The organism is Duganella sp. BJB476 (assembly GCF_003416895.1).
GTDB lineage: Bacteria > Pseudomonadota > Gammaproteobacteria > Burkholderiales > Burkholderiaceae_D > Rugamonas.
Genome location: NZ_QVIO01000005.1, coordinates 412,296 through 425,036, shown reverse-complemented (window position 1 = coordinate 425,036; position 12,741 = coordinate 412,296). Strand labels below are relative to the sequence as shown.

The following is a 12,741-nucleotide window of genomic DNA, read 5'->3' as shown; positions in this document are numbered from 1 at the left end:
CGTCATGAAAGTCAGTCTCTTGTTTTTAAGATCTGATTGTGACGTGATGGGATTTTATAATTAACACTTTATCCTCTGTAAGTGCAAGTACGGGCAAGAACCCGCACCGAACTTTATTCGGTTTCCCACTACTAATTGGACCGAAGCCTCGGAGCCGTTTTCAGTGGAAATAGTGAAGTTATTACAATAACACCACTACTAGTTTACGGCCACACTTTCAACGCTACGCGACGCGGAAACGTATGATGCCGTCCGCTCCTGTTTCACGGCGCACGATACCGTCGTGCCACAATTTGTGCAGATGCGCCAGCGCTTCGCCCAGCGCAAAGCTAAGCTGGTGGGCGTCTAGCGGCCGTTTGAACATCATCGGCACGATGTCGGCCGCCGACTGCCAATCGCGGCAGGCGTCGACCACCTCGGCCAGCCGCTCGACGTGGTGCTGGCGCAACTGGGCGATGCGGGTATGCAGCCCCCGGAACGGTTTGCCGTGCGAGGGCAGCACCAATACATCGTTCGGCAAGTCAACAAACTTGCCCAATGAGTCAAGATACAGCGTCAGCGAGTTGGCCTCCGGTTCCACCGCGAAAACCGACACATTGGTGGAGATGCGCGGCAGCACCATATCGCCGGCAATCAGCACGTTGAGCGCCTCGCAATACAGCGAGGCATGCTCGGGAGCATGGCCGAAGCCGGTGATTACCCGCCAGCGATGGTCGCCGATAACAACCAACTGTTCATCCTGGATGCGGGTGTAGGCGGCCGGCACCGACGGTACCAGGGTCGGATAGTAGTTTTTCCGGCTTGCCATTTTTTCCAGCATCTCCGGGTCGCGCAGGCCGTGGCGCTGGAAATGCGGCAGCGCCGCCGAGCCGTCCACACCCGGCAGGGCGGCCGACATCATGCGCGCGAAGGCGTATTCGCCGGTGGTGGTCCACAGCGGCGCATCCCAGCGGCGGCACAGCCAGTCGGCCAGGCCGATGTGGTCGGGGTGGCAATGGGTGGCGAACACGCGCCGCACCGGCAGGCCGTCCAGGCCGCTTTCGAAGATGGTTTCCCAGGCGGCGCGGGTGGCGTCGCCGGCCACGCCGCTGTCGACCACGCTCCAGCCGTCGCCGTCGCGCAGCAGCCACAGGTTGATATGATCCAGCGCAAACGGCAGCGGCATGCGCAGCCAGCGCAGGCCGGGAACGATCTCGTGCACGGCGCCGGTGGCCGGGATGGTGTCGCCCAGCGGGTACTCCAGTTGCGATTCGAGCAGGTTCATTTTTCTTCTTTCGGGATGTCAGGCGCGCTACAATGTGCTTGACGTTGACGTAAACGGAAATTGTACGACTTTACCGCAAACCCAGAGATGCCCAACACTTACACCATCACCGAACTGGCCCGTGAATTCGACATCACGGCGCGCGCCATCCGCTTTTACGAAGACCAGGGTCTGCTGAGCCCGTCCCGCGAAGGCGCGGGCGGCCGCAACCGAGTCTACACGCCGCGCGACCGCACCCGCCTCAAGCTGACCCTGCGCGGCAAGCGCCTGGGGCTGTCGCTGTCGGAGATCAAGAGCCTGGTCGACATGTACGAATCGCCGAAGGACACCAGCGCCCAGATGAACCGCTTCCTGGGCGTGCTGGCGCAGCACCGCGAAACGCTGGAACAGCAGCGCGAGGACATCGAAATGTCGCTGGCCGAAATCACCGCCCACGAGGACGAATGCAAGCGCCTGCTGGCCGCCATCGGCGAACCCCGGCCGGCCACCATCTGACAAAAATAACAATATTGCGTGACGGCCCACCGTCACCGCTGCTTTACGTTTACGTTAACGTCACACCGGCGTATTATTGACGCTTCCATCAAAACACAAGAATGAGGACGACATGCTCCATCTCCCAGGCCTGACCTTTGACCACGGCGAAGACATCGCCGCCCTGCGCGAAGCCGTGCAACAGTTCGCCGCCGCCGAAATCGCGCCGCGCGCCGCTGAAATCGACCGCAGCGACCAGTTCCCGATGGACCTGTGGCGCAAGATGGGCGATCTGGGCGTGCTCGGCATCACCGTCGGCGAAGAATACGGCGGCGCCAACATGGGCTACCTGGCCCACATCGTCGCGATGGAAGAAATCTCGCGCGCCTCGGCCTCGGTCGGCCTGTCGTACGGCGCCCACTCGAATCTGTGCGTCAACCAGATCAAGCGCAACGGCACCGAAGAGCAAAAACAAAAATACCTGCCGAAACTGATTTCCGGCGAACACGTCGGCGCATTGGCGATGTCCGAGCCGAACGCCGGTTCCGACGTGGTCAGCATGAAGCTGCGCGCCGACTTCAAGGGCGACCGCTGGGTGCTGAACGGCACCAAGATGTGGATCACCAACGGCCCCGACGCCGACGTGCTGGTGGTCTACGCCAAGAGCGACCTGGAAGCCGGCCCGAAAGGCATGACCGCCTTCCTGATCGAGAAAGACTTCAAGGGCTTCTCCGTGGCCCAGAAGCTCGACAAGCTGGGCATGCGCGGCTCGCACACCGGCGAGCTGGTGTTCGACAACTGCGAAGTGCCGGCCGAGAACGTGCTGGGTGGCCTGGGCAAGGGCGTCAATGTGCTGATGTCCGGCCTGGACTTCGAGCGCACCGTGCTGTCCGGCGGCCCGCTGGGCATCATGCAGGCTTGCATGGACGCGGTGGTGCCTTACATCCACGACCGCAAGCAATTCGGCCAGCCGATCGGCGAATTCCAGCTGATGCAGGGTAAGATTGCGGACATGTACTCGACCATGATGGCGTGCAAGGCATATGTGTACGCCGTCGGTCAGGCCTGCGACCGGGCCAAAACCCCGGAAGCGGTCCGCCAGTTGCGCAAGGATGCAGCGGGAGCCATTTTGTATAGCGCAGAAAAAGCGACCTGGATGGCCGGCGAGGCGATCCAGACGCTGGGCGGCAACGGCTACATCAACGAGTATCCGGTCGGCCGCCTGTGGCGCGACGCCAAATTGTATGAAATTGGCGCCGGCACCAGCGAAATCCGCCGCATGCTGATCGGCCGCGAACTGTTCGCGGAAACCAAGTAAGCATCGCGTGTGCGTGGGCTGGCCCGGCGGCAGTATTCCGCTGATAGCCAGCTAACGCACACCAGGGCTGACCCATGATCCAGGCTGCTTTCCCCAAACTGCTGCGCTCGCAGATCGCGTTCGACATCGCCCGCACCATCCGCGACGGTTTCGACAAGCACTACCGCTTGTTCCGGCTCACCAGCCAGCAGGCCAAGCAGCATTTCGAGCAGGGCGCCTGGCGCACCGCGCAGCAGGCCGCGCGCGAACGCATCGACTTCTACGACCGCCGCGTGCAGGAATGCGTGCAGATGCTGGAAGACGAATACGATCCGGCCGAGCTGACCGACGAAGTGTGGCGCGAACTCAAGCTGCACTTCATCGGCATGCTGTCCGACCACAAGCAGCCGGAGCTGGCCGAGACCTTCTTCAACTCGGTCTGCTGCAACATCCTCCACCGCCGCTACTTCCACAACGAATTCATCTTCGTGCGCCCGGTGGTGTCCACCGAGTACATCGAAACCGAGGAAATCGCGCCGACCTACCGCGTCTACTACCCCGGCACCGACGGCCTGCACTACACGCTCAAGCGCATCATCACCAACTTCCAGCTGGCGACCACGTTCGCCAACCTGACGCGCGACGTGGCGCAGATCGAAGGCCGGCTGCGCACGCTGTTCGGCGGCATCAAGCTGGAACCGAACCACCAGATCCATGTGCTGTCGAGCCTGTTCTTTCGCAACAAGGGCGCCTACATCGTCGGCAAGGGCATCAACGGCAACAAGGAATATCCCTTCGTCGTGCCCATCCTGCACAACAAGCACGGCGAGCTGATACTCGACACCGTGCTGTTCGACCAGGAACAGATCACGATTTTGTTCTCGTTCACGCGCGCCTACTTCCTGGTCGACATGGAAGTGCCGTCGGCCTATGTGCAGTTCCTGCGCACGCTGCTGCCGCGCAAGCCGCGCAGCGAGATCTACACCATCCTCGGCCTGCAAAAGCAGGGCAAGACGCTGTTCTACCGCGACTACCTGCAACACCTCAAGCATTCGTCCGACCTGTTCGACATCGCGCCCGGCATCCGCGGCCTGGTGATGCTGGTGTTCGCGCTGCCGTCGTTCCCGTATGTGTTCAAGGTCATCAAGGATTTCTTCCCGGCGCCCAAGGAAACCACGCGCGCGCTGATCAAGGAAAAATACCTGCTGGTGAAACACCACGACCGCGTCGGCCGCATGGCCGACACGCTGGAATATTCCAACGTCGCCTTCCCGCGCCACCGCTTCAGCGAAGAGCTGATCGCCGAGCTCAAGCATTTCGTGCCGTCGCTGCTGGAAGAGGAAGGCGACCAGCTGGTCATCAAGCACCTGTACATCGAGCGCCGCATGGTGCCGCTGAACATGTGGCTGACCAACGCCGAGAAGGACAACGACGACCTGCAGATCGAGCACGGCGTGCTCGAGTACGGCAACGCCATCAAGGAACTGGTGGCCGCCAACATCTTCCCCGGCGATATGCTGTACAAGAACTTCGGCGTCACGCGCCATCAGCGCGTGGTGTTTTACGATTACGACGAAATCGAATACATCACCGACTGCAATTTCCGCGTGATCCCGGAAGCCCGCACGGAGGAAGAGGAAATGGCCTCCGAGCCGTGGTACCCGATCGGCAAGTACGACGTCTTCCCCGAGCAGTTCGGCCGCTTCCTGCTGGGGAACGCCAAGATCCGAAAATATTTCATGAAGCACCACAGCGACCTGTTGACGCAAGCCTGGTGGCAGGCGCGCAAGCAGCGCATCCTTGAAGGCCACGTGGAAGACGTATTCCCGTATCCGCAGCACATCCGATTTTGCAATCAACACACCACCCCACCGGCGGCCATCCAGCCGCCATTTATGGAGACTCTAGAAAATGAATGATCCTATCGTAATCGTCGGTGCAGCCCGCACCCCTATGGGCGCCTTCCAGGGCGACTTCTCCAGCAAGGTCGCACACGACCTGGGCGCGGTCGCGATCCAGGCCGCCGTCGAACGCTCCGGCATCGACGGCAAGTTGGTCGAGCACGTCTACTTCGGCAACTGCCTGATGGCGGGCCAGGGCCAGGCGCCAGCACGCCAGGCGCTGTTGAAAGCCGGCCTGCCGACCTCGACCGGCGCGGTCACCTTGTCCAAGATGTGCGGCTCGGCCATGCAGGCCGCGATCTTCGCGCACGACCAGCTGGTGGCAGGCAGCGCCGAAGTGGTGATCGCCGGCGGCATGGAATCGATGACCAACGCGCCTTACCTGGTGCCGAAGGCGCGCGGCGGCTACCGCATCGGCCACGGCATGCTGTTCGACCACATGATGTACGACGGCCTGGAAGACGCCTACTCGCGCAACGAGAAAACCGGCGAAGGCCGCTCGATGGGCACCTTCGCCGAAGAGTGCTCGGCCAAGTACGAGTTCACCCGCGAGGCGCAGGACAACTTCGCCATCGAATCGGTCAAGCGCGCGCAGGTCGCCACCAACGAAGGCTACTTCAAGTGGGAAATCGCGCCGGTCACCGTGACCAGCCGCGTCGGCGACACCGTCATCGACAAGGACGAAGGCCCGCTCAAGGCCAAGATCGAAAAGATCCCGACCCTGCGCGCCGCGTTCAAGAAAGACGGCACCATCACCGCCGCCTCGTCGTCGTCGATCAACGACGGCGCCGCCGCGCTGGTGATGATGCGCGAATCGACCGCCAAGAAACTGGGCCTGACCGTGATCGCCAAGATCCACGGCCACGCCACCTTCGCGCAAGAGCCAAACCTGTTCACCACCGCACCGATCGGCGCGGTTGAAAAGCTGTACAAGAAAATCGGCTGGGGCACCAAGGACGTCGACCTGTTCGAGATCAACGAAGCGTTTGCCGCCGTGCCGATGGCCGCCATGCGCGACCTCGACATCCCACACGACAAGGTCAACATCCATGGCGGCGCCTGCGCGCTGGGCCACCCGATCGGCGCATCCGGCGCGCGCATCATCGTCACCCTGATCGGCGCGTTGAAGCGCACCGGCGGCAAGAAGGGCGTGGCGGCGTTGTGCATCGGCGGCGGCGAAGCGACCGCCATGGCCATCGAACTGGCGTAAGCGGATGGCGACGGCACTGATCATCGGCGCCTCGCGCGGCATCGGCCTGGAACTGGTGCGCCAGTACCTGGCCGACGGCTGGCGCGTGATCGCCACCGCGCGCAAGGCGGAAGACATCGATGCGCTGGCCGACATGGGCGCCGAAGCCCACGGGCTGGATGTGACTAACGTCGAAGCTGTAGCTGGCCTGGGCTGGAAGCTGGACGGCGAGGAGCTCAACGTGGCCATCCTCAACGCCGGCGTGTACGGCCCGCGCCATGACGGCTTCCCGCTGCAATCGGACTTCGACACGGTGATGCACACCAACGTGCTGGCGGCGATGCGCTTGCTGCCCGTCATCGCGCCGATGGTGTGCGCGGTGCGCGGCAAGCTGGCGGTGCTGTCGTCGAAGATGGGTTCGCTCAGCGAGCGCAGCAATCCCACCGGTTCGCTGTACCGCGCCAGCAAGGCGGCGCTGAATTCGGTGCTGATCGACACGGCGCTCAGCTTCGGCAAGCAGGGCGCCACCTGCGTCGCCCTGCATCCGGGCTGGGTGCGCACGGACATGGGAGGCGGCGGCGCCGATCTCCCGGTGGAACAAAGCGCGGCAGGCATACGCGCAACGCTGGCGGCGCTACCCGCGTCCGACCAGGCGGTGTATCGCAACTACGATGGCACAAGCATCGGTTGGTAAATTAAAAAGACGAGACAATATGATACTGAGCGAAGAACACGAAATGATACGCGACGCCCTGCGCACGTTTGCGCGGGAGCGCCTGGCGCCCAACGCCGCCCGCTGGGACAAGGAGCACCACTTCCCGAAAGAGGAGCTGAAGGAGCTGGCCGCGCTGGGCGCGTTCGGCGTCGCGGTGCCGGAGGCGCTGGGCGGCGCCGGCATGGACTACGTGTCCCTCGCGCTGGTATTGGAAGAGATCGCGGCCGGCGATGGCGGTACGTCCACCATCATCTCGGTCAACAACTGCCCGGTGTGCAGCATCGCGATGATGTACGCCAACGACAAGCAGAAGCAACAGTGGCTGCGTCCGCTGGCGCAAGGCGAGATGCTGGGCGCCTTCTGCCTGACCGAGCCACACACCGGCAGCGACGCCGCGGCGCTGCGCACCACCGCCACGCGCGATGGCGACGAGTATGTGATCAACGGCGTCAAGCAGTTCATCACCAGCGGCAAGTATGCGGACGTGGCGATCGTCATGGCCGTCACCGACAAGGCGGCCGGCAAGAAGGGCATCAGCGCCTTCTGGGTGCCGACCTCGGCGCCGGGCTACATCGTGGCCGGGCTGGAGCAGAAGATGGGGCAGCACTCGTCGGACACGGCGCAGATCTTGTTCGAGAACTGCCGCATCCCGGCGGAGAATTTGATCGGCGAAGAGGGCCAGGGCTACAAGATCGCCTTGTCCGGCCTGGAAGGCGGCCGCATCGGCATCGCCTCGCAGGCGGTGGGCATGGCGCGCGCCGCGTATGAAGCGGCGCTGGCGTATGCAAGGGATCGCGAAAGCTTCGGCAAGCCGATCTTCGAGCACCAGGCGGTGCAGTTCCGTTTATCGGACATGGCGACGCAGATCGAAGCGGCGCGCCAGCTGATCCGCCATGCGGCCTCGATGAAGGACGCGGGCTTGCCGTGCCTGAAGGAAGCGGCGATGGCCAAGCTGTTCGCGTCCGAGATAGCGGAGAAGGTCTGCTCCGACGCCATCCAGGTGCACGGCGGCTACGGCTACGTGTCGGACTTCCCGGTGGAGCGCATCTACCGCGACGTGCGCGTCTGCCAGATCTACGAAGGCACCAGCGACATTCAGAAACTGCTGATCGCCCGCGCGCTGTAACAACCATTGGGGGTCAAGTCTGACATTCGGACACGAGCTCTGCCGTAAGCACCTGCTTAGGGCTGAGCTCGTGTCCGAATGTCAGACTTGACCCCGGGTTTAGGTTTTGACTACAGCACGTTCGCCGATGGCGTAGAAGGTGCCGCCGGCGATGTAGTGCAGGCTGCGCCAATCCGGGCCGGCGGACTCGAATTCCCAGTGGCCGTTGCGGAACACATGAGTATCGGCATACGCTGCGACCACTTCGCCGATGAACAGGTCGTAGGTCTGCTGGTTGTGCGGCTCGGGCACCAGCTTGCAGATCAGCCAACCCGAGCAGCCCACCACCAGCGGCGTTTCGTGACCTTCAGCATGGAACAGCTCCACGCCGCATTTGGCCAGCTTGTCCGGCGTATCGGCCAGGCTCATGCTGCCGACCGCGTAGGTCAGATCGATCTGCGCCATGTTCGGCACCTGGATCGCAAAATAGCCACTCTGCTCGACCAGCCCGCGCGTGCTGGTCGATTTATCCAGCACCACCGTGATCTTCGGCGGCATGAAATCCAGCGCGCACGACCAGGCCGCCGCCATCACGTCCGTCACACCGCCGTGCGTGGCCGATACCAGCACCGTCGGGCCGTGGTTCAACAAACGGTAGGCTTTTTCCAGTTCGACTGGCAGCACATGTAAGTCCAATTAAATCTTCCCCAGTTGTCGATTGATCGCCTTCACTGAACGCTCGTTGCGTTCGCTGTAACGGTCAGTCAGGTAATCGGTGCGGCCGCGCAAGAGCAAGGTCATCTTGTACAGCTCCTCCATCACATCCACTACCCGTTCATAGTAACCGGAAGGACGCATGCGGCCGGCGTCGTCGAATTCCTTGTAGGCCATCGGCACCGATGACTGGTTGGGTATCGTGAACATGCGCATCCAGCGTCCCAGCAGCCGCAACGTGTTGACCACGTTGAACGATTGCGATCCGCCGCATACCTGCATCACGGCCAGCGTACGCCCTTGACTGGGACGCAGCGCGCCTTGCTCCAGCGGTATCCAGTCGATCTGGTTCTTCATCACCGCCGTGATGGCGCCGTGCCGCTCCGGGCTGCACCACACCTGGCCTTCGGACCACAGCGACAAGGCACGCAACTCCTGCACCTTGGGATGGTCCTCCGATACGCTGCCCGCCATCGGCAACTCGGTCGGATCGAAGATTTTCACCTCGGCGCCGAAATGCTCAAGGATGCGTGCAGCCTCTTCGGTCAGGAAGCGGCTAAACGAACGCTCGCGCAGCGAGCCATACAGCATCAGGATGCGCGGCGGATGATCGAGGTCGCCGACCGGCGCCAGCTTGTCCAGCGTCGGCGTTTCCAACAACAAGGGATTGATGTTTGGCAGGTGGTCCATATTGTCCTCTCAGCTCAAGCGCACAGCGAGAGCCGCCAGCGTTACCAGCAGCACAGGCAAGGTCAGGCAGACGCCGGCGCGGAAGTAGTAACCCCACGAAATCCGCACGCCCTTGTTCGCCAATACATGCAGCCACAGTAGCGTGGCCAGGCTGCCGATCGGCGTGATCTTCGGTCCCAGGTCGCTGCCGATGACGTTGGCGTAGACCATGGCCTCGCGCACCACGCCCTGCGCAGAGCTGGCATCGATCGACAGCGCGCCGATCAGTACCGTCGGCAGGTTGTTCATGATTGACGACAGGATCGCCGTGATGAAGCCGGTGCCCAGCGCCGCGCCCCACACGCCATGCTGCGCGCAGGCGTTGAGCGCGGCCGTCAGGTAGTCGGTCAACCCGGCGTTGCGCAGGCCGTACACCACAAGGTACATGCCCAGCGAGAACACCACGATCTGCCACGGCGCATTGCCGATCACCTCGCGCGTCGAGATGCGATGGCCGCGCGCCGCGACCGCCAGCAGCATGGCGGCGCCGACCGCGGAGGTGGCGCTGATCGGCACGCCCAGATCCTCCAGCCAGAAGAAGCCGATCAGCAGCAAGCCCAGCACCCACCAGCCGGTGACGAAGGTCGCGCGGTCGTGGATCGCGTCTTCAGGCCGCTTGACCTGCGCCATATCGTAGTCCGCCGGAATATCGCGGCGGAAGAACCACAGCAGCACCGCCAGCGTGGCCGCCACGGCGACAAAGTTCACCGGCACCATCACCGCCGCATAACGCGCGAAGCTGACGTTGAAGTAGTCGGCCGAGACGATGTTGACCAGGTTGGACACCACCAGCGGCAAGCTGGCCGTGTCGGCGACGAAGCCGGCCGCCATCACAAACGCCAGCGTGGCCTTGCCCGAAAATTTCAGCTCGCGCAGCATGGCGATGACGATGGGCGTGAGGATCAGCGCCGCGCCATCATTGGCGAACAGCGCCGACACCGCCGCGCCCAGCAACACGAACATCGCAAACAGCAGCTTGCCGCTGCCGCGTCCCCAGCGCGCCACGTGCAGCGCGGCCCACTCGAAGAAGCCGGCCTTGTCCAGCAACAGGCTGATGATGATGATCGCCACGAAGGTGCCGGTGGCGTTCCACACGATATGCCACACCACTGGGATATCGCCGACATGGATCACGCCGGCCAGCAGCGCCACGCAGGCGCCGGCCACCGCGCTCCAGCCTATGCCCAGGCCGCGCGGCTGCCAGATGACGAGGGTCAGCGTCGCCAGGAAAATCAGGAAGGCGGTCAGCATCAGGCCACGCTCAGGCCGCCGATGCGGTCCAGCTCCAGCTTGAATGCTGCCTTGTCGGCCGCCAGCTGCGCCAGCGGCAACGCCAGCAAGGCCTCGATGCGCGCGCGGATGATGCGGTAAGCCAGCTCGAACGCCGTCTCGATTTCTTCTTCGGTGCCGAGCACATGGCTGGGATCGTCCACGCCCCAGTGCGCACGCAGCACCTGGCCCAGATAGGCAGGGCAAGTCTCGCCGGCCGCGCTGCCGCAGACGGTGATGACGATGTCCGGTGTGACCGGCAAATCATTCCACGACTTGCTGTAATAGCCTTCGGTGGAAATTCCCTTGCGGGTGAGCAGCGCCACCGCGCGCGGATGCAAGGCACCCGCCGGCTGGCTGCCTGCACTCAGCGCGCGCCAACCCTGCGGCGCCAGATGGTTGAAGACACCTTCGCTCAACACCGAGCGGCAGGAATTACCGGTACAGAGAAACAGAACATTCATGGGGAGCATTCAGAGACGCCGCAGGGCAGGCCGCCGCAGCAGTTTTCAGTGAGGAAGCCGATCAGGCCGTTCATAGCGCCCACATCGGCCGTGTAGATGACGAAGCGGCCATCCTGGCGCGAGCCGACCATGCCAGCATGGCTCAGCTCCTTCAAATGGAAAGACAGCGACGACGGCGAAATATCGAGCCGTTCAGCGATTTTGCTGGCCGCCATGCCATCCGACCCGACTTGCACGAGTAGGCGAAACACGGCCAACCGGCTATCCTGGGCCAGCGACGACAGGGCCGCCAGAGCTTGTTTAGTATCCATGCGCCCATGCTAGCGTAAACGATTCGACATTTCAAATAATATTGAAATGAATCGGCAATAAAAAAAAGCCCGCATCTCAGCGGGCTTTGTTCCAATGTATTACCAATGCTTTAATCGTATGCCGGGGTCCAGTGCTATCTGCAAAGTGACTCCAGAGTCTCGGGCGCCCATGCTATCTGCGTGGTGCCCCCAACGTGTAAATCGACCATCGTATCCGGAATTACAACTCCAGGGTTTGCGTCAACTGCGGTTCGGTCTTACACATATCGAACTGCGGCGCTCCTCTTGGACGTGGGACTGTTTGCCGGGATTCCTCCCTTACAACCTCAACCACGAACGTAGTGTACCACAGTTTTTTGTGCGACGCACAAATTATTTTACTTCTGTAGCTTGAGTGGTCATCGGCGTCGGTTCGCGCAATGTGCGATGGCGGCCGACCCGCTCAAACTCGGAAATGACCTGGGCGCCGAACAACAGCAAGGTGGCGCCGATTTCCAGGCTGAACATGACGATGATGGCGGTGGTCATCGAGCCGTACACCACGTTCACCTGCGACAAGGTTGAAAAATACCAAACCAGAATGCGGCGCGCCAGTTCCCACAGCAGCGCCGCCGTCACCCCGCCGATCAGCGCGTGCGACAGCGACAGGCGGCCCACCGGCATCACCAGGTAGATCGACGTCAGCACCAGCACCTCGCCGCCCAGGCCCAGCAGGTACAGCAGCACGCCGGAGATGCCGTGCAGCGACCAGCTGTAGCCGAGGAATTGCACGCTTTCCTCGCCCAGCACCTGCAGGCTGCCCGCCACCAGGGTCACCAGCAACATGCCGACGCCCAGCGACAGGATGTAGCAGTAGGGCATGATCGCCGAGATCAGGAAATGCCGGCGCCGTATCTCGACCCGGTGCTTGAAGATGACGCACATGGCGTTCTCCAGCACCGTGAACGCCAGCGAGCTGAAGAAGATCATGCTGACCACCAGCACGCCGCCGATCAGGTCGCGGTGTTCAAGGAAATGGCCGACCTCGGTCACGATGGGTTTGGCCTGGCCTGGCACCAGCCAGTTCAGGTAACGGCCCAAGGTCGCCAGCAATTCGTCCTGCGCGATGAAGTGCGACAGCGCGACCACCACCAGCATCACCAGTGGAACGATGGACAGCAGCGAGTAATACGCGACTGCGCCCGCCAGCAGCAAGCCTTGGTTGGCGCGGAAGCCCTTCAGGCATTGCACCAGAAAGTCCATCGGGTGCGCGCTGACGTGTAGCAGCGCCCTGCGGTTAAATAGTCTCATGCGGCCATTGTACGCATGG

General features: G+C 62.6%; 13 protein-coding genes. 6 read left to right on the top strand and 7 right to left on the bottom strand.

Annotated features, from left to right (window positions below; translation table 11 throughout):
* Positions 1 to 223: 223 nt before the first annotated feature.
* Positions 224 to 1,264: an MBL fold metallo-hydrolase gene (locus D0T21_RS21760; protein WP_116991386.1), complete on the bottom strand. Its 1,041-nt coding sequence runs from the start codon at positions 1,262 to 1,264 to the stop codon at positions 224 to 226.
* Positions 1,265 to 1,351: 87 nt separating this feature from the next.
* On the opposite strand from D0T21_RS21760, the gene D0T21_RS21755 reads away from it, so the two are divergent.
* The 6 genes from D0T21_RS21755 to D0T21_RS21730 all read left to right on the top strand — a co-directional run bounded on the left by D0T21_RS21755 (position 1,352) and on the right by D0T21_RS21730 (position 7,966).
* Positions 1,352 to 1,759: a MerR family DNA-binding transcriptional regulator gene (locus D0T21_RS21755; RefSeq protein WP_116991385.1), complete on the top strand. Its 408-nt coding sequence runs from the start codon at positions 1,352 to 1,354 to the stop codon at positions 1,757 to 1,759.
* Positions 1,760 to 1,871: 112 nt separating this feature from the next.
* On the top strand, positions 1,872 to 3,056 hold the full coding sequence (locus D0T21_RS21750; protein WP_116991384.1) for an isovaleryl-CoA dehydrogenase: 1,185 nt from the start codon (positions 1,872 to 1,874) through the stop codon (positions 3,054 to 3,056).
* Positions 3,057 to 3,130: 74 nt separating this feature from the next.
* Positions 3,131 to 4,954 carry a bifunctional isocitrate dehydrogenase kinase/phosphatase gene (gene aceK / locus D0T21_RS21745; RefSeq protein ID WP_116991383.1) on the top strand — a complete coding sequence of 608 codons (1,824 nt, stop codon included), beginning with the start codon at positions 3,131 to 3,133 and terminating at the stop codon, positions 4,952 to 4,954.
* Positions 4,947 to 6,146 carry an acetyl-CoA C-acyltransferase gene (locus D0T21_RS21740; protein ID WP_116991382.1) on the top strand — a complete coding sequence of 400 codons (1,200 nt, stop codon included), beginning with the start codon at positions 4,947 to 4,949 and terminating at the stop codon, positions 6,144 to 6,146. The genes aceK and D0T21_RS21740 overlap by 8 nt, the downstream gene beginning before the upstream one ends.
* 4 nt (positions 6,147 to 6,150) lie before the next feature.
* The gene (locus tag D0T21_RS21735; protein WP_116991381.1) at positions 6,151 to 6,819 is read left to right on the top strand and encodes an SDR family oxidoreductase; all 669 of its coding nucleotides are present in this window, start codon (positions 6,151 to 6,153) and stop codon (positions 6,817 to 6,819) included.
* Positions 6,820 to 6,838: 19 nt separating this feature from the next.
* Positions 6,839 to 7,966, top strand: coding sequence for an acyl-CoA dehydrogenase family protein (locus tag D0T21_RS21730; RefSeq protein WP_116991380.1), 1,128 nt, complete (start codon positions 6,839 to 6,841; stop codon positions 7,964 to 7,966).
* A 99-nt stretch (positions 7,967 to 8,065) separates the two neighbouring features.
* Here D0T21_RS21730 and D0T21_RS21725 read toward each other — a convergent pair whose 3' ends face one another.
* The 6 genes from D0T21_RS21725 to D0T21_RS21700 form a co-directional block, all read right to left on the bottom strand.
* Positions 8,066 to 8,641, bottom strand: coding sequence for a flavin reductase family protein (locus D0T21_RS21725; protein ID WP_116991379.1), 576 nt, complete (start codon positions 8,639 to 8,641; stop codon positions 8,066 to 8,068).
* Positions 8,642 to 9,349, bottom strand: a complete 708-nt coding sequence (gene arsH / locus D0T21_RS21720) for an arsenical resistance protein ArsH (protein ID WP_116991378.1) — start codon at positions 9,347 to 9,349, stop codon at positions 8,642 to 8,644.
* A gap of 9 nt (positions 9,350 to 9,358) precedes the next feature.
* A complete protein-coding gene (locus tag D0T21_RS21715; RefSeq protein ID WP_116991377.1) occupies positions 9,359 to 10,639 on the bottom strand; it encodes an arsenic transporter in 1,281 nt (426 codons plus the stop codon).
* Entirely contained in the window at positions 10,639 to 11,121 is a 483-nt protein-coding gene (locus D0T21_RS21710) for an arsenate reductase ArsC (RefSeq protein WP_116991376.1), read from the bottom strand. Before D0T21_RS21710 ends, D0T21_RS21715 begins: the two co-directional genes overlap by 1 nt.
* Positions 11,118 to 11,432, bottom strand: a complete 315-nt coding sequence (locus D0T21_RS21705) for a helix-turn-helix transcriptional regulator (protein ID WP_116991375.1) — start codon at positions 11,430 to 11,432, stop codon at positions 11,118 to 11,120. The genes D0T21_RS21710 and D0T21_RS21705 overlap by 4 nt, the downstream gene beginning before the upstream one ends.
* 372 nt (positions 11,433 to 11,804) lie before the next feature.
* Complete coding sequence (locus tag D0T21_RS21700; protein WP_116991374.1) at positions 11,805 to 12,722, bottom strand: YihY/virulence factor BrkB family protein; 918 nt, start codon at positions 12,720 to 12,722, stop codon at positions 11,805 to 11,807.
* Positions 12,723 to 12,741 lie beyond the last annotated feature (19 nt).